The following is a 17,061-nucleotide window of genomic DNA, read 5'->3' as shown; positions in this document are numbered from 1 at the left end:
CCCCTGACTCCTCACCCTTCCCAAGGGAGCGCTCCCGCATGACAGTCGTCCGACCTGACACGGTCCCGCAGCAGGCCCCCGCCGGCACGGCCCCCTTCCCGACCGGTTTCCTCTGGGGCGCGGCCACCGCCGCGTACCAGGTGGAGGGCGCGGCCGCCGAGAACGGCCGCACCCCCTCCATCTGGGACACCTTCAGCCACACGCCCGGCAGGGTCCTCGGCGGGGACACCGGGGACGTGGCAGCCGACCACTTCCACCGCTACCGCGACGACGTCGCCCTGATGAAGCGCCTCGGGCTCCAGGCGTACCGCTTCTCGGTCTCCTGGTCCCGGGTCCAGCCCACCGGCCGGGGACCGGCCGTCGAACGCGGCCTGGACTTCTACCGCTCGCTCGTCGACGAGCTGCTGGCGGCCGGCATCACGCCCGTCGCCACGCTCTACCACTGGGACCTGCCGCAGGAGTTGGAGGACGCGGGCGGCTGGCCCGAGCGCGCGACGGCCGAACGGTTCGCGGACTACGCGGCCATCATGGCCCGTGCGCTCGGCGACCGGGTCGGCACGTGGACCACGCTGAACGAGCCCTGGTGCTCGGCCTTCCTCGGATACGGCTCCGGGGTCCACGCCCCCGGTCGCACCGAACCGGCCGCCGCGCTGCGGGCCGCCCACCACCTCAACCTCGCCCACGGCCGGGCGACCGAGGCGCTGCGCGCGAACCTCCCCGCTGCCGCGCAGACCTCGGTCACCCTCAACCTCCACCAGGTACGCCCGCTGACCGACAGCGAGGCGGACGCGGACGCGGCGCGCCGGATCGACGCGGTGGGCAACCGGGTCTTCACGGGCCCGATGCTGCACGGTGCGTACCCGGACGATCTGCTGGCCGACACCGAACGCCTCGTGAACTGGCCCGAGTTGATCCACGAAGGTGACCTGGCCGCCATCGCCGCCCCGATCGACGTCCTCGGCGTCAACTACTACACGCCCACCATCGTCAGCACGCCCGTCTCCGGCGGCGGGGACACCCGCAACGACGGCCACGGCAGCAGCGAGCACTCCCCGTGGCCCGGCTCGGAGCACGTGGCCTTCCACCTCGCCGAGGGCCGGCCGGTCACCGCGATGAACTGGTCGGTCAAGCCGGAGGGCCTCTACGACCTCCTCATGGACGTCGCGCGCGAGCACCCGGACCTGCCGCTGATGGTCACCGAGAACGGTGCGGCCTTCGAGGACGCCCCGGACGCGGACGGCCGGGTCCACGACCCCGAGCGGATCGCCTATCTGCACGGGCACCTGGAGGCGGTGCGCCGGGCGGCGGCCGACGGGGCGGATGTGCGGGGCTACTTCCTCTGGTCCCTGATGGACAACTTCGAGTGGGGCTACGGCTATGCGAAGCGCTTCGGCGCGGTGTACGTCGACTACGCGACCCAGCGCCGTACGCCGAAGTCCAGCGCCCACTGGTACGGCGACGTGATCGCCCGCCACGCCCTGCCCCCGGCGGGGGGCCCGGACGCCTGACGCACCCGGCCGTGGGAGCCCGACCGCCACCCGGCCCCACGGCCTGCCGCCGCCTCGTTGGGAGCGCTCCCATATCATGGCCCCACCCCCTGCGGGGTGATCGATCCAGGACTTGGATTGACGTTACGGCTGTGAGAAATTGACCGGGAACGGGGAGGCAGCCATGGCGGCAGCGCGAGTACGGAGCGGCGGGCGGCCCACGCTCGAAGAGGTGGCGGCACGGGCCGGTGTCGGCCGGGGCACGGCCTCGCGGGTCATCAACGGCTCGCCCCGGGTCAGCGACGCGACCCGGGAGGCGGTCGAGGCTGCCGTGGCCGAGCTGGGGTACGTCCCCAACCGAGCCGCCCGCGCCCTGGCGGGCAACCGCACCGACGCCATCGCCCTGGTGGTGCCCGAGCCGGAGACCCGCTTCTTCGCCGAGCCGTACTTCTCCGCGATCGTGCGCGGCGTCGGAGCGGCCCTGGCCGACACCGAGATGCAACTGCTCCTCACCCTCGTCGGCAACGACCGCGAGCGCCGCCGCCTCGCCCAGTACCTCACCGCCCACCGCGTCGACGGGGTCCTCCTGGTCGCCGTGCACGCCGACGACCCGCTGCCGGAGCTCCTGGAGCAGCTGGGCATGCCCTGTGTGATCAGCGGCGCCCGGCACGCGGCCGAGACGCTGCCCTCGGTCGACTCCGACAACTTCGAGGGCGCGCGGGCCGCCGTCGAGCACCTGGTCTCCCGGGGTCGCCGCCAGGTGGCCACGATCACCGGCCGCCTGGAGGTCTACGGCGCCCAGCGCCGCCTCGACGGCTACCGCGCGGCGGTCTCCGCCGCCGGCCTGGCCCCCGACGAGCGGCTCATCGCTCCCGCCGACTTCACCGAGGAGGGCGGCGCGCAGGCGATGCGCGAACTCCTCGCCCGCCGCCCCGGCCTCGACGCGGTCTTCGTCGCCTCCGACGTGATGGCCGCCGGTGCCCGCCAGGTCCTGCGCGAGGCGGACCGCCGCATCCCCGAGGACGTGGCCCTGATCGGCTTCGACGACTCGGTGGTCGCCCGCCATATGCACCCGGCCCTCACCAGCGTCCGCCAGCCCATCGAGGAGATGGGCCGCCGCATGGCCCAGCTCCTCCTCGACGAGATCGCTGGCCGGGCCCCGGGCGACGAGCGCCCTTCGGTGGTGCTGCCCACGGAGCTGGTGGTCCGCGACTCGTCGTGACGGTGGCGGGGCTTCCGTATTTCACGGGTTCTCCACATGTTCCGGCTCCGGCGGCTAGGGTTCGCGGAGTACGACGAATGTGTGACGCACCACACACGTCACGCAGCGAGCTGCCCGGGTGCGTTCCGTGCGGCGGTGCATATGGGGGGCCTCGTGCACGAGATGACCAAGGGTGCCAACGTCGGTCTCACGACGTTGAGCGAAGACGTCGGCTCGGTGATGGTCAGCCTGGGCTGGAGCAGCGCCACAGGAGAGGGCGACGCCGATGTGTCCGTCCTGCTGCTCGACGGCGACGGCAAGGTCCGCAGTGACATCGACTTCTGCTTCTACAACAACCCGGTGGCGGGCAACGGCAGCGTGCAGTTGCTCGGGAAGACCCCGACGGCCGACGGCAGCGAGGACCGGATCACCTTCGATCTGGACGCCGTGCCGCAGGAGGTCGACAAGGTGGTCGTCGCCGCCAGCCGCTACGGCAACTCCCGTTTCGGCGAGCTGGACGACCTCCGCCTCACCCTCGCGGACAGCACGGGCGACGGACTGGTCCGGTTCGCCGTGGAGAACGTCGATGAGGTCAGCGCGCTGATCTTCGGTGAGCTGTACCGGCGCGCGGGCGCGTGGAAGTTCCGCGCGGTCGGCCAGGGGTACGACTCCGGCCTGGCGGGCCTGGCGACCGACTACGGCGTCGACATCGACGACGACGCGGACGAGCCGGAGGCGGAGGGGCCCGAGCCGGACGCGCCGGAACCGCCCGAGGCCATCGGGAAGGCCGAGCCGGAGCGGCCCGCCCGCGTTCCCGCCCAGGCCCGGGGCGGCATCCCGGAGGACCCGGCGGCAGCGGCGACACGGGCGCCGGCGGACCCGTCGGAAGCGCCCGCCGCACCGGGGCCCGCCGGCCCCGCCACCGGACCGAAGCCCGCTCGCCGCCCCCGTACGGCGAAGAAGAAGGTCACGCTTCCCCGCACGGCCAGGAAGTCGCTCGCCGACAACGACACGTGGCGCACCGCCCGGCTCTTCCCCGTCTCGGCGCTCAAGAGCGACCGCGAGCGCGAGACGCGGGCCACCTCGGTCGTGCTGTCCGTGATGGCGCAGGTCCCGGAGTTCGGCCGTCGCCTCACCGCCGGGTTCGGCGCCCCGGCCGGGCGGATGGAGACGTACACCGAGGTCTCCCTGCCGCACGGCGAGTCGCCCCGCCGCCCGGACGGCGTCATCCGGGTCGAGCGGGCGGGCAAGCTGTGGACCGCCCTCGTCGAGACCAAGACGAACGGCAACGCCCTGAAGTCGGACCAGGTGCAGGCGTACATGGACATCGCCGCCCGTCGCGGCTACGAGTCCGTGATCACCCTGTCCAACGACGTGGCGCTCGACGGCAGTCCACTCGTCGACGTCAGGATCGACGGGCGGCGCAAGCACAAGGTTGCCCTCTGGCACCTGTCCTGGGCCGAGGTCGCGCACCAGGCGCAGATGCTGATCCGCCATGAGGGGGTGGGCAACGCCGCGCACGCCTGGCTGCTCCAGGAACTCCTCCACTACCTCCAGCACGAGAACTCCGGCTGCCACGGCTTCCAGAACATGGGCGCCGCCTGGGTGCCGGTACGCCGGGGCATCGACGACGAGACCCTGTGCCGGGGTGACAACCGGGCCCTGGAGGTCATCGAGAACTGGGAGCGCCTCGTACGGCAGGTCTGTCTGCGGCTCGGCGGAGAACTGGGCCAGAAGGTCCTGCCGGTCCAGCGCACCCGGCGCGGCACGGACCCCCGCGTCCGCCGCACCGAGCTCGCCGACCACCTCTGCGAGCAGGGCCGGCTGAACGCCGAGATCCGCATCGAGGGCACCCCGGGCGTCCTGGCCATCACCGCCGACCTGCGCACCGGCAAGCTCCGCACGTCCATCGACGTGCCCGCCGCGGAGGCGGGCTATCCGCTCAGCCGTGCCAAGCGGCTGATCCGCCGCCTCTCCGAGGCCCCCGCCGACCTGCACATCGAGACCCTCGTGGACGGTGAGGGCGCCGGACCGCGCGGCACGCTGGAGAGGCTGCGCCCGGAGCCGGCCGACCTCGTGCCCAAGGACGGGGCTCCGATCACGGGCTTCCGGCTGTCGCTTTTCAAGGGCATGGGGAGCGGGCGGGGCAACGCGGAGACCGGCTTCATCCGCAGTGTGGACGAGGCGGTGGACCGCTTCCACGCGCAGGTCGTGGCCCACCTGGAGCCGCCGGTCTCCCGCCGCTCCCGCGCCGGGGAACCGGCGGCCGACTGAGGCAGCCCCCGCAACAAACGAAAGAGCCCCGGTCCGCAGACCGGGGCCCTTCCTTCAGGGTGAGTAACGGGACTTGAACCCGCGACATCCTGGACCACAACCAGGTGCTCTGCCAGCTGAGCTATACCCACCATGTCGCCCGGTCGTTTCCGACCGGCCGAGAAAAAGTGTACAGGGTCCGGGAGGGTGCTCGCGCCCCCGTTTCCCGGGGCCGGTCCACGGGCGCTTCTGCGCCCGTGACCAGCGGGTTCCTAGGAGGTGGCCGGGGTCGCGAGGCGCGCCGCGATCTCCTTGGCGCGCTCCGAGTCCGGGCCGGGCTGCGGTACGAAGACCGCCTCCCGGTAGTAGCGGAGCTCCGTGATCGAATCCCGGATGTCCGCCAGCGCCCGGTGGTTGCCGTTCTTGGCCGGGCTGTTGAAGTACGCCCGGGGATACCAGCGCCGGGCCAGCTCCTTGACCGAGGAGACGTCCACGATCCGGTAGTGGAGGTAGCCCTCCAGCTCCCGCATGTCCCGCGCCAGGAAACCGCGGTCGGTACCGACCGAGTTCCCGCAGAGCGGGGCCTTGCCGGGCTCCTTCACCTGTTCGCGGACATAGGCCAGGACCTGCTCCTCGGCGTCGGCCAGGGTGGTGCCCCCGGCCAGCTCGTCGAGGAGGCCCGAGGCGGTGTGCATCTGCCGCACCACCTCGGGCATGGTCTCCAGGGCCGCGTCCGGCGGGCGGATCACGATGTCCACCCCTTCGCCGAGCACGTTCAGCTCCGAGTCGGTGACCAGGGCGGCTACCTCGATGAGTGCGTCGTCCGTCAACGAGAGCCCGGTCATCTCGCAGTCGATCCACACCATGCGGTCGTTCATGAGCCCCACCCTACGGGGCACTCCGCTGTCCCGGCAGGGCCGGGCGTCCGGGAACGTACGCGTCAGGACCCGACAGGGAGTGCTCCCCGGGCCCCATCGACGCCGCCATGGCGACGGGTGCGGAGGACACCGGGGAACCCCGGCGTCCGGACGGCGGCCCCTGGCTGGGCACCATCGTCTCGACCACGGTCGCGGCGCTCTCCGCCACCCCCTGCGGACGGCGGGCCCGATAGGCGGCCCGGTACGCGGCGGGGGAGGAGCCGAGCTGGCGGCGGAAGTGCCCGCGCAGCGCGACCGGTGAGCGGAAACCGCAGCGGCCGGCGACCTCGTCGACCGAGTAGTCGGAGGTTTCCAGCAGCCGCTGTGCCTGAAGCACCCGCTGGGTGATCAGCCACTGCAGCGGTGCGCTCCCGGTGAGCGAACGGAACCTGCGGTCGAAGGTCCGCCTGCTCATATAGGCGCGCGCGGCGAGCGTCTCCACGTCGAACTGCTCGTGCAGATGCTCCAGGGCCCAGGCCACGACCTCGGCGAGCGGGTCGGACCCGATCTCCTCCGGTAAAGACCTGTCCAGGTAGCGCTCCTGCCCGCCACTGCGCCGCGGCGGCACGACCAGCCGGCGGGCGAGTGCCCCGGCGGCCTCCGTGCCGTGGTCGGTGCGGACTATATGGAGGCAGAGATCGATGCCGGCGGCCGTGCCGGCGGAGGTGAGCACATCGCCGTCGTCCACGAACAGCTCGCGCGGATCGACGTGCACCGACGGATAGCGCTTGGCCAGTGTCGGTGCGTACATCCAGTGTGTGGTGGCCGGCCGTCCGTCCAGCAGGCCGGCTGCCGCGAGCACGAAGGCTCCCGTGCACAGACCGACGATGCGGGCGCCCTCCTCATGGGCGCGCCGCAGCGCGTCCAGTGCCTCGGCGGGCGGCGGCGAGGTGATCGACCGCCAGGCGGGCACCACCACGGTGCCGGCCCTGCTGATCGCCTCCAGGCCGTACGGCGCGGTGAGTTCGAGCCCCCCGGTGGTGCGCAGCGGCCCTTCCTCGCCGCCGCAGACCAGCAGGCGGTAGCGGGGAACTCCCGCGTCCTGCCGGTCGATTCCGAAAACGGAGAGCGGGATGGAGCTCTCGAAGATAGGGCCGCCGCTGAACAGCAGCACGGCAACGACTTCCCGGCGTCGCCGCCCGGTCAGCTTGCGTGCGGCCTCCGTCGCGGCGGCGGAGTCCTGGCTCATGACGCTAAGCCCCCCTTGGTGTTCGCGTCTCCCTGGTCCTTACGGGCCTGTCGCTCCTGCACGTTTCCCCTCGGTGTCGCACGTGTCCCCAGTCTCCGATTTCCAAGATCGAATCTACTGCGTCGCGTGGTCCCGCCGTGACACCTTCCCCCACCTGCTCAATGTCGATAAGGAAACGTGGCGTGAAGCGTTCGATCACGAAGCGTTCCACCTGCGAAGCGCACAGGGAAGTGCCCTTCGACAACGTGGCCCGTCCGCGTCGGGTGAAAGCGTACCGCGCGGTCTCTTCCTGCCTGGTGGGCGGTGGGTTGTCCGGCCATCCGGCGAAGGGTTCGGCACCTGAGCGAAGTTGGCTGAAAACCATCGGTTGTGTGTGCTGGATCCGGTCACGCCGGGCGCACAACCGCCGCCGGACGACCACGCCGGTGCGCTCCCCGACCTCGTGAGTCCTGACGTTTTCGGACCGCCGCGGGAGGCGCCGTGAGCCGGGCGGGGGCCGGGGGGCCGGAGGGCCGCATCACCGGCGGATGCCCCGTGGGCCACGAGAAAGCGCCGGTCCGGGCGGGCGGCCGGGGACGGCCCGGCGGACCCCGTCGACCGCCGGTCCGGCGGCCGTCGCCGGGCCGGGCCCGAACGAGGGTCGCGTGGGGTCCGGCGCGGCGTCACCCCTCGGGGTGATGGCGCGGTGGCGGTGTGGCCAACGGAGGCCGGGTGCGGGCATCGGCCCCGGGTGCGCCAGGAGGTCGCCGGCCGTCGCGGAAAACAGGACGGCTGACGGTGTTCTGCCCCTCCGAGGCCCGTGTACGACGCAACCGGCATTGCCATCCAGGACAGGCTCGGGCATGCTCCCTCCAGCGTCGCGCACGCTTTTGCGGGGGTCTGGGCGGTGGAGGAGTGACGCCGTACCCTTGGGGGTATGGGGTTGGGAAGATGATTCCCGGACAGAGCTTCACCACCGACTGATGCACCTCTCGAAACCGTTCCCTCCTCACGAGGACTCTCTTCGCCGAGACACCGATGGCCGGTCACGAAATCCCTGAACCCAAAGACCGCAAGCCGGTAGCCGACCCCGGGTCGGAGCCGCGGACGGTCGAAGAAGCACGCCCTGCGTGCGATCCCGCCTTCCGGCACGGAGTCGTGGTCGGTTTCGACGGCTCCATGTCCAGTGAGCGGGCTCTCGCCTACGCCATCGGCATGGCCGGCCGCTCGGGCTCCGGCCTGATCATCGTCCATGTCGCCAACCGGCTGCCGACCACGGTCTGGGCGGGCTGCGAGCCCCCCGTCTTCGTCGACGTCCCCGACCACCGCACCGAGGTCCTCGGCCTGGAACTGGCCTGCGCCGACTATCTGTCCGAGGTGCCCTGGGTGCTGGTCGAGCGCGGCGGCGACATCTGCCACGAACTGGAGGAGGTCGGCCGGGAGTACGCCGCCGACGCCATCGTCGTGGGCTCCACGCACGGCATCGTCGGCCGGATCTTCGGATCCGTGGCCGGCCGGCTCGCCCGGCGTGCCCAGCGCCCCGTCATCGTCATCCCCTGACGGACCGCCAGAAAGCCCTGGAACGGCACGCGCCCGGCCCCGTACCGACTGACTGAAGGTACGGGGCCGGGCGTTGGTGCGCCGTCGTCTACTCGACCGTCACGGACTTCGCCAGGTTGCGCGGCTTGTCGATGTCACGGCCCATCGCGAGGGCCGTGTGGTACGCGAAGAGCTGGAGCGGGATGCCCATGAGGATCGGGTCCAGCTCGTTCTCGTTCTTCGGCACGACGATGGTGTGGTCGGCCTTCTCCTGCACCTGGTGGGCGACGGCGAGGATGCGGCCGCTGCGGGCCTTGATCTCCTCCATCGCGGCGCGGTTCTTCTCCAGCAGGTCGTCGTCCGGCACGATCGCCACGGTCGGCATCGCGGGCTCGATCAGCGCGAGCGGCCCGTGCTTCAGCTCGGAGGCCGGGTAGGCCTCGGCGTGGATGTACGAGACCTCCTTGAGCTTCAGGGAGGCCTCACGGGCCACCGGGTAGCCGCGCACCCGGCCGATGAACATCATCGACTTGGCGTCCGCGTACTCGGCCGCGAGGCGCTTGATCTCGTCCTCGCCCGCCAGGATCTCGCTGATCTGCTCCGGCAGCCGCCGCAGCCCGTCGATGATCCGCTTGCCGTCCGCCACCGACAGGTCGCGGATCCGGCCCAGGTGCAGGGCGAGCAGCGCGAAGGCGACCACCGTGTTGGTGAAGCACTTGGTGGAGACCACGCAGACCTCCGGGCCCGCGTGGACGTACGTACCGCCGTCGGCCTCCCGGGCGATCGCGGAGCCGACCACGTTGACCACGCCGAGGACGCGGGCGCCCTTGCGCTTCAGCTCCTGGACGGCGGCCAGCACGTCGTACGTCTCGCCCGACTGGGAGACCGCGACGTACAGGGTGTCGGGGTCCACGACCGGGTTGCGGTAGCGGAACTCGGAGGCCGGCTCGGCGTCGGCGGGGATGCGGGCGAGCTCCTCGATCAGCTGGGCGCCGATCTGGCCCGCGTGGTAGGAGGTGCCGCAGCCGAGGATCTTGATCCGGCGTACCCCGCGCGCCTCGCGGGCGTCCAGGTTGAGCCCGCCCAGGTGCACGGTGGAGAACCGGTCGTCGATCCGGCCGCGCAGCACGCGGTCCACGGCGTCGGCCTGCTCGGAGATCTCCTTGTGCATGTACGTGTCGTGGCCGCCCATGTCGTACGACTCGGCCTCCCACTCCACGGTGGTCGGCGTGGCCGTCGTGGTCGAGCCCTCCGTGGTGTACGTACGGAAGTCGTCGGCCTTCAGGGTGGCCATCTCGCCGTCGTCCAGCGTGACGACCTGGCGGGTGTGGGCGACCAGGGCGGCGACGTCGGAGGCGACGAACATCTCCTTCTCGCCGATGCCGAGGACGACGGGGGAGCCGTTGCGGGCCACCACGATCCGGTCGTTGAAGTCGGCGTGCAGCACGGCGATGCCGTAGGTGCCCTCGACGTGCCGCAGCGCCTCGCGGACCTTCTCCTCCAGGGTGTCGGCCTGGGCGCGGGCGATCAGGTGGACCAGCACCTCGGTGTCGGTCTCGGAGAGGAAGACGATGCCGTCGGCGGTGAGCCTGGTGCGCAGCTCGGAGGCGTTGTCGATGATCCCGTTGTGGACGACGGCGACCTTGCTCTCCGCGTCCAGGTGCGGGTGGGCGTTCTCGTCGCTCGGGGCGCCGTGGGTGGCCCAGCGGGTGTGCGCGATGCCGGTGGTGCCCGCGAACCGCTTGGGGACCTTGGCCTCCAGCTCGCGGACCCGGCCCTTGGCCTTGACCATTTTCAGGGCGCCGGGCCTGCCCGCCGCGGCCTTGCCGGTGATGACGATGCCCGCGGAGTCGTACCCCCGGTACTCCAGCCGCTGCAGGCCTTCCAGCAGCAGCGGAGCGACGTCACGCCTTCCGATGTATCCGACGATCCCGCACATGAGTTCTCTGCCCCTCCATCGACGTACACGATTTCCGTTCGGCGCCCCGCACGGGCGCCCGGCCGGCCGTTGCCGGTCAGCCGTAGACGATGCGGCGCAACTGGCGGAGCGAGAGCTCCGGCGGCGCCACGGCGCGGTGCGGCAGCTCGGCCGCGATCCGCTCGAAGATCTCCGTGTTGACCAGGCCGCCGGACTGCAGTTCACGGTGGCGGCGCCGGACGAAGTCGTCGGTGCTCTCGTCGAAGTACGCCAGCACGTCGAGAATCACCCGGGCCGCCTCACCGCGCTGCAGCGCGGTGGAGCGTACGAGGTGATCGATGAGGTCGTCGTGCGACGAGCGGCGTTCAAGCACCCGTCGATATTGCTTGCCGAGGCGCGCTTATGCAAGAAATCTGCCCGATATCGGGCAGGCTGGCCGGGAAAGGCTCCTCGATTGCGTCACATACTGCGCAGGACCGCCTGCTTCGCGGTGCTGAACTCCTCGTCGGTGAGCACCCCGGCCCGGTGCAGCTCGCCCAGCTCCCGCAGCCGCCTCAGCAGCGTGTCGTGGTCGCCCGCGGGCGGGGCGGCGGGCGCGGCCGCCTTGGTCAGGTCCGGGGCCGCGGGCGGTGCGTCCAGTGCCGCACGGGCGGCCCCGGGCAGCCGCGCCAGCACCGCCGCCGCGACCAGGACCGCGGTGTGCTCCTTCTTGGAGATCCCCCACAGGTCCAGGGCGTACGGGTCGTACTTCGGCGGACTGGAGACGGCCCCCTCGACCGGCTCGAAGCGCAGATAGCCGTTCTCCAGCCCGATCGAGGGCAGCCACCGCACGCCCGCGATCCGGGCCAGCGGGAAGGTGGCCGGGCCCCCGGCGGTCTTGGACTCCTCGGCCTTCCAGTTCCAGGTCAGCCGGACGGTCTCGCCGTCGAAGGAGGCCGTGCCGTCGCCGCCCCCGCCGGAGACCGGCAGCGCGGGGCCGGGCAGCAGGAAGCGGTCCACCGGGCCGTCCGGCACCTGCTCGATCAGCAGCGCGTTGCGGACCTCGTCGACGAAGTACTCCGCGACGCCCGTGCGGTCCTTCTCCACGGTCAGGACATAGGGGTCGGCGCCGTCCTTGAGCCGGCCGTCGGCGGCCCGCAGCACCGGGCAGGCGCCGCCGCGCAGCCGCAGGCGCAGCCGCCCGCCCTTGCGGTCCGGTTCGAACGAGACGCCCGCCACCGCCTGCACGGGTACGGCTATCTCACCCAGCTCCTGCCGGACCGGGTGCGCCTTTCCGCCCGGCACGATGCGCACGGTGTCCCCGTCGAACGTCCACGTACCGTCCCGCTGGATGATTTCTGCCATGGCCCCGATTCTGCCAGCCCGTCGCACCGGGCACGGAGGAAGAAGGCGAGCGCCCGGGGGACCGTCCCCGGGCGCTCGCCGGTCGGGGGCCGCCGCGCCGCGGCGGGGGCTCAGAACCCGGCGATCGGATTCCTCAGGCGCCCCACCAACTGGAGCGCTCCGGCGGGGTCGTCGAGGTCCACCATCTGCTGGTTGTCGCGCAGCTGGAGGCGGTTGAGGCAGGACAGTGCGAAGTCCTCCTGGAACAAGTCGTATTCGGCGAACTTGTCCGCGAGGTAGGGCACCGACTCCTGGTAGTCGCGCACACAGGCGGCGACCGTCCGCCAGAAGGCGTCCTCCTCGAGGATCCCCTCGGTGGCCAGGCCCGCGCCCAGGAAGCGGAAGAAGCAGTCGAAGACGTCGGTGAAGACCGACAGCACCTTCAGGTCCTCGGGGACCTCGGCCCGGATCCGCTCGACCTTCGGCGGCAGCACCGCGTCCGGGTCCATCACCGCGATCTCCTCGGCGATGTCCTTGAAGACCGTGCGGGTGACGACACCGTCCTCCACGACCAGGATCACGTTCTCGCCGTGCGGCATGTAGACCAGGTCGTAGGCGTAGAAGCTGTGCAGCACCGGGACCAGATAGGCGTCCAGGTAGTGCCGCAGCCACACCTGCGGATCCAGGCCCGACGCGGCGATCAGCGCCCCGGCCACCGAGCAGCCCTCCTGGTCGGTGTGGAGCAGGGAGGCCATCGTCGCGAGCCGCTCGCCGGGCTCGAGGCCCGGCACCGGGCTCTCGCGCCACAGGGCGGCGAGCATCTTCCGGTACGGGGAGCCCTTGGCGGTGGCCGCCTCGTAGGACCGGTGGTGGTAGCCGATCGCGGCCCGCTCCCGGATGATCGAGAACCGGGCCCCGCGCAGCAGGTCGTCGCGCTCGATCAGGCCGGCCAGCCAGTCGTTGATCGCGGGCGTGGCCTCCATGTAGGCGGCGGACAGGCCACGCATGAAGCCCATGTTCAGGACCGACAGCGCCGTTTTGACGTAGTGCTTCTCGGGGTGGTCGGTGTTGAAGAACGTGCGGATCGACTGCTGGGCGAGATAGCCGTCCTCGCCCTCGCCGAGCACCACCAGATGCCGCTCCGCCAGCTCGCCGGCGAAGGTGACCGCGAGCTTGTTCCACCACTGCCAGGGGTGGACGGGCAGCAGGAAGTAGTTGTCCGGATCGAGGCCGAGCCCGCGCAGCGCGCCGTCGAACCGCTCCCGGGCCGCCTCGCTCAGCTCGCCCTTCACCAGCGCGTCGTAGTCGAGACCGGCGCCCGCGGTGAAGGTGGCCCGCTCCCGGCGGGCGGCCAGCCAGACGAGCCGGATCTCCGAGGCCGCCTCGGGGGCGTACGCCCGGTACTCCTCCACGCCGAAGCCGAGCCGCCCGTTGTTGGCGACGAAGCACGGGTGGCCCTCGGTCATCCCGGTCTCGATGGCCTGGAAACCGGCGGCGACGAGCTGGCCGGAGGTCGCCGGTTCCTTGGAGAGTTTGTAGGCGGTTCCGGCCAGGGTGGAGGAGATCTCCTCCAGATAGACCGGCAGGACCTCCGCGGGGATCCCGAGCGTGTGCCGCAGCTCGATGAAGAACTCCAGTGTATCCAGGGGGAGTTCCGAGCCGTGCCGGTGCCGGGTGATGGTCTCGGCCTCGACCTGCCAGTGGTCCAGGGCGAAGAGCCGCGCGGTGAAGCGGTACTCGGTGGACGCGTCGTCGCTGCGAACGGTGAAGCGGTGGTCGCCGAGCGGCGTGGGGACCAGCAGCCGCTCATGGCTGAATTCCGCCAGCGCTTTGCGGACGAGCAGTCGGTTTGCGGTGGCCCAGCGCCCCGGGGAGAGGTGGGCGACGCTGTCGGTGAGGGCGGTCGTCATCGGTCGTTTCCTCCGGTTGCTGCTTCGAACTGCTCACGGGTGCAGACGCTGAGCAGCGCGTCCTTCTCCGGTTTGGCGATCTCCCGGAGCACCTCGAACCCGACGGCCTTGTTGAGGGACTGCACGGCGCTGTTGGTCACGTCGGGCTCGACGACGACCCGGCGTACCGACGGGTCGGCGAACAGGAAATCCATCACGGCGGTGATCACGGCCCGGGTGAAGCCGTGCACCGGGGCGTCTGTCGGGGCGACCAGGAAGTGCATCCCGACGTCGCCGGGCTCCGCCTCGTACAGCCCCTTCAGCTCGACCTCGGTGGGGTCGTAGCGCTCGATCAGGAAGGCGGGTTCGCCGTCGTGCAGCCCGATGAACGCGTCGTGGTGCGGGTGGGCGGCGATGTCCCGGTACTCCCGCTCCACGTCGGCGGGTGAGGCGTCGCCCATCAGCCAGTACGCGGCCTTGGGGTGGGTCACCCACCGGTGCGCCGGCGCGGCGTCGGCGGCGGGGTCCAGCGGGCGGACGGTGAACGTGCCGAGTTCGTCGGGGCGGTGTCCGTCGGGACGGTGTTGGTCGGGGCGGCTCATACGGCGAACTCCTGGAAGGCGATGGACTTCTCGACCGGGTAGTACGCACGGCCGAGCAGTTCGCCGATGATGTACGCGTTGCGGTAGGCGCCCATGCCGAGGTCGGGCGAGGTGATCGAGTGGGTGTGCACCGAGGCGTTCTGGAGGAAGACCCCGCGCCCGGTGGTGTCGATGCTGTAGTTGCGGGCCACGTCGAAGCGGCCCCGGCTGTCGTGGCGCAGCCGCCCGGCGATGGGTGCGAGGAAGGCGGGAGCCTCGTACCGGTAGCCGGTGGCGAGGATCAGGCCCTCGGTGGTCAGGGAGTAGTCCTTGCCCTGCTCCTCCTGGCGCAGCCCCAGGCTGTACGCGCCGCCCTCTTCGTCGTAACGCGCGCTGAGAAGAGCGGAGTTGGTCAGCAGCCGGGTCGGCGCCGGTCCGGACAGGTTCTTCCGGTAGAGCAGGTCGAAGATCGCGTCGATCAGCTCCCCGTCGATGCCCTTGAACAACCCCTTCTGGCTGGTCTCCAGCCGGTAGCGGGTCTCCTCGGGCAGCGCGTGGAAGTAGTCGATGTACTCCGGGGAGGTCATCTCCAGCGTCAGCTTGGTGTACTCCAGCGGGAAGAACCGCGGGGAGCGGGTGACCCAGTTGAGCCGGTAGCCGTGGGCGTCGATCTCGGAGAGCAGGTCGTAGTAGATCTCCGCCGCGCTCTGCCCGCTGCCCACCAGGGTGATCGACTTCTTCTTCTGGAGTTCGGCCTTCCCCTCCAGATAGCGGGAGTTGTGCAGGAAGTCCCCGCCGAGCCCCTGACAGGCGTCCGGGATGTGCGGCGGCGTGCCGGTGCCGAGGACCAGCCGCCGGGAGCGGAACAGCTCACCGGACGCGGTGCGTACGGTGTAGAGCGCCGCGCCCTCGTCGTACGTCACCGTCTCGACGGTCTCGCTGAAGCGGATGCTGCTCAGTTTCGCTGCGGCCCACCGGCAGTAGTCGTTGTACTCGGTCCGCAGCGGGTAGAAGTTCTCCCGGATGTAGAACGAGTAGAGACGGCCGCGCTCCTTCAGGTAGTTGAGGAAGGAGTACGGCGAGGTCGGGTCGGCCATGGTGACCAGGTCCGACATGAACGGCGTCTGGAGATGGGCCCCTTCGAGGAACATTCCGGCGTGCCACTCGAAGTCCGGCTTGGACTCCAGGAAGACGCCGTTCAGCTCGTCGACCGGCTCGGTCAGGCAGGCGAGGCCGAGGTTGAACGGGCCGAGCCCGATCCCGATGAAGTCGTGGGGGTCAGGAAGCGCGGTCAAGGGAATCTCCCAGGTACTTCTCGGCATGGCCGGAGATCAGATCGAGGACGACGGCGATGTCCCGCACGGTCGTTTCGGGGTTGAGCAGGGTGAACTTCAGGTATTGGCGGTCGCCGACCTTGGTGCCCGCGACGATCGCCTCCCCGGAGGCGAACAACGCTCTGCGGGCCTGGAGGTTGGCGCGGTCGATCTCGCCGGGGGAGGTGACACCGGACGGGATGTAGCGGAAGACGAGCGTGGAGAGCTGCGGCTCGACGACCACGTCGAAACGCGGGTCGGCGGCGAGCAGCTGCCAGCCCTCGGCGGCCAGGTCGCAGACCTCGTCGAACAGCTCCCCGATGCCGTCCGCGCCCATGACGCGCAGCGTCATCCACAGCTTGAGCGCGTCGAACCTGCGGGTCGTCTGGAGGGACTTGTCGACCTGGTTGGGTATCCGCTCCTCGACCATCCGGCGCGGGTTCAGATACTCCGCGTGGTAGGTCGCGTGGCGCAGCGTCGCCCGGTCGCGGACCAGTACGGCCGACGAACTCACGGGCTGGAAGAAGGACTTGTGGTAGTCCACGGTGACCGAGTCGGCGTGCGCGATGCCTTCGAGCAGCCCGCCGCGCTCACGGGAGGCGAGCAGCCCGCAGCCGTACGCCGCGTCCACGTGCATCCAGACGGCGAACTGCTCGCAGAGCGCGGCGATCTCGGGCAGCGGGTCGATGGAACCGAAGTCCGTGGTGCCGGCGGTGGCGACGACGGCCATCGGTACGGCCCCCTCGGCGACGCACTGTTCCAGCGCGCGGGCGAGGGCCACGGTCTGCATGCGCTGGTCGCGGTCCACGGGGACGGAGATGACGGCGTCCGGGCCGAGGCCGAGGAGTTTCGCGGACTTCTGCACGCTGAAGTGGCTGCACGCGGAGGTGAAGATCCGCAGCCGGGTGAAGTGCTCGGGCCGGACCTTCGCCTCCTCCCGGGCCAGCAGCAGGGCCTGGAGGTTGGACTGTGTGCCGCCGCTGGTGAAGATCCCGTCGGCGGCCGGGCCGAGCCCGATCCGCTCGGTGGTCCAGTCGATCAGCCGGCGCTCGATGAGGGTGCCGCCCGCGCTCTGGTCCCAGGTGTCCAGGGAGGAGTTGATCGCGGAGAGCACGGCCTCGCCGAGTACGGCGGGTATGACGACCGGGCAGTTGAGGTGGCCCAGGTAGCGGGGGTGGTGGAAGTAGACGGCGCCGCGGAGGTAGACCTCGCCGAGTTCGTCCAGGGCCGCGGCGGCGTCGCCCAGCGGCCGATCGAGGTCGATCGCGTCGACCCGTGGGGAGAGCTCGTCGACACCGACCCCGCTGAAGGGGCGCTCGGTGGCGGCGAGGGTGGCAGCTACCCGTTCCACTCCTGCGGAGACGGTGCTCCGGTAGTGCTCCGCAGTGGTGTTGTTGAGCAGGTGCGAACGCATGAAGGGGTCCTCCCGGGTGAGGGGAACTTCATCGCGGCCCTCCGGGCAGGAAGGGGGG

General features: G+C 71.0%; 13 protein-coding genes and 1 tRNA gene. 4 read left to right on the top strand and 10 right to left on the bottom strand.

Annotated features, from left to right (window positions below; all coding sequences use genetic code 11):
• Nucleotides 1–38: 38 nt before the first annotated feature.
• The 3 genes from ACH4UK_RS05780 to ACH4UK_RS05770 all read left to right on the top strand — a co-directional run bounded on the left by ACH4UK_RS05780 (nucleotide 39) and on the right by ACH4UK_RS05770 (nucleotide 4,962).
• A complete protein-coding gene (locus ACH4UK_RS05780; protein ID WP_398354709.1) occupies nucleotides 39–1,508 on the top strand; it encodes a GH1 family beta-glucosidase in 1,470 nt (489 codons plus the stop codon).
• A gap of 163 nt (nucleotides 1,509–1,671) precedes the next feature.
• Nucleotides 1,672–2,709: a LacI family DNA-binding transcriptional regulator gene (locus tag ACH4UK_RS05775; RefSeq protein WP_398354708.1), complete on the top strand. Its 1,038-nt coding sequence runs from the start codon at nucleotides 1,672–1,674 to the stop codon at nucleotides 2,707–2,709.
• Nucleotides 2,710–2,871: 162 nt separating this feature from the next.
• Nucleotides 2,872–4,962, top strand: a complete 2,091-nt coding sequence (locus ACH4UK_RS05770; protein ID WP_398354938.1) for a TerD family protein — start codon at nucleotides 2,872–2,874, stop codon at nucleotides 4,960–4,962.
• A 58-nt stretch (nucleotides 4,963–5,020) separates the two neighbouring features.
• On the opposite strand, the gene ACH4UK_RS05765 is transcribed toward ACH4UK_RS05770, so the two are convergent.
• The 3 genes from ACH4UK_RS05765 to ACH4UK_RS05755 all read right to left on the bottom strand — a co-directional run bounded on the left by ACH4UK_RS05765 (nucleotide 5,021) and on the right by ACH4UK_RS05755 (nucleotide 7,047).
• Nucleotides 5,021–5,093: transfer RNA gene (locus ACH4UK_RS05765), tRNA-His, on the bottom strand.
• A gap of 120 nt (nucleotides 5,094–5,213) precedes the next feature.
• Complete coding sequence (orn, locus tag ACH4UK_RS05760; RefSeq protein ID WP_398354707.1) at nucleotides 5,214–5,819, bottom strand: oligoribonuclease; 606 nt, start codon at nucleotides 5,817–5,819, stop codon at nucleotides 5,214–5,216.
• A gap of 10 nt (nucleotides 5,820–5,829) precedes the next feature.
• Nucleotides 5,830–7,047, bottom strand: coding sequence for a helix-turn-helix domain-containing protein (locus ACH4UK_RS05755; RefSeq protein ID WP_398354706.1), 1,218 nt, complete (start codon nucleotides 7,045–7,047; stop codon nucleotides 5,830–5,832).
• Nucleotides 7,048–8,064: 1,017 nt separating this feature from the next.
• Here ACH4UK_RS05755 and ACH4UK_RS05750 point away from each other — a divergent pair.
• Nucleotides 8,065–8,586, top strand: coding sequence for a universal stress protein (locus ACH4UK_RS05750; protein ID WP_398354705.1), 522 nt, complete (start codon nucleotides 8,065–8,067; stop codon nucleotides 8,584–8,586).
• Nucleotides 8,587–8,674: 88 nt separating this feature from the next.
• Here the strand turns inward: ACH4UK_RS05750 and glmS are convergent, their stop codons facing one another.
• The 7 genes from glmS to ACH4UK_RS05715 all read right to left on the bottom strand — a co-directional run bounded on the left by glmS (nucleotide 8,675) and on the right by ACH4UK_RS05715 (nucleotide 17,003).
• Nucleotides 8,675–10,504 carry a glutamine--fructose-6-phosphate transaminase (isomerizing) gene (glmS, locus tag ACH4UK_RS05745; protein WP_398354704.1) on the bottom strand — a complete coding sequence of 610 codons (1,830 nt, stop codon included), beginning with the start codon at nucleotides 10,502–10,504 and terminating at the stop codon, nucleotides 8,675–8,677.
• Nucleotides 10,505–10,580: 76 nt separating this feature from the next.
• The gene (locus tag ACH4UK_RS05740) at nucleotides 10,581–10,856 is read right to left on the bottom strand and encodes a hypothetical protein (protein WP_003968990.1); all 276 of its coding nucleotides are present in this window, start codon (nucleotides 10,854–10,856) and stop codon (nucleotides 10,581–10,583) included.
• 86 nt (nucleotides 10,857–10,942) lie between these two features.
• Nucleotides 10,943–11,827: a DUF4429 domain-containing protein gene (locus ACH4UK_RS05735; protein WP_398354703.1), complete on the bottom strand. Its 885-nt coding sequence runs from the start codon at nucleotides 11,825–11,827 to the stop codon at nucleotides 10,943–10,945.
• Nucleotides 11,828–11,937: 110 nt separating this feature from the next.
• Nucleotides 11,938–13,716 carry an IucA/IucC family protein gene (locus ACH4UK_RS05730; RefSeq protein ID WP_398354702.1) on the bottom strand — a complete coding sequence of 593 codons (1,779 nt, stop codon included), beginning with the start codon at nucleotides 13,714–13,716 and terminating at the stop codon, nucleotides 11,938–11,940.
• Entirely contained in the window at nucleotides 13,713–14,297 is a 585-nt protein-coding gene (locus ACH4UK_RS05725) for a GNAT family N-acetyltransferase (RefSeq protein ID WP_398354701.1), read from the bottom strand. Before ACH4UK_RS05725 ends, ACH4UK_RS05730 begins: the two co-directional genes overlap by 4 nt.
• On the bottom strand, nucleotides 14,294–15,571 hold the full coding sequence (locus ACH4UK_RS05720) for a lysine N(6)-hydroxylase/L-ornithine N(5)-oxygenase family protein (protein ID WP_398354700.1): 1,278 nt from the start codon (nucleotides 15,569–15,571) through the stop codon (nucleotides 14,294–14,296). Before ACH4UK_RS05720 ends, ACH4UK_RS05725 begins: the two co-directional genes overlap by 4 nt.
• Nucleotides 15,555–17,003: a pyridoxal phosphate-dependent decarboxylase family protein gene (locus ACH4UK_RS05715; RefSeq protein WP_398354699.1), complete on the bottom strand. Its 1,449-nt coding sequence runs from the start codon at nucleotides 17,001–17,003 to the stop codon at nucleotides 15,555–15,557. Before ACH4UK_RS05715 ends, ACH4UK_RS05720 begins: the two co-directional genes overlap by 17 nt.
• Nucleotides 17,004–17,061 lie beyond the last annotated feature (58 nt).

This window comes from Streptomyces sp. NPDC020884 (assembly GCF_044333935.1).
Classification (GTDB): Bacteria; Actinomycetota; Actinomycetes; order Streptomycetales; family Streptomycetaceae; genus Streptomyces.
This window is presented reverse-complemented; position numbering and strand designations above follow the sequence as displayed.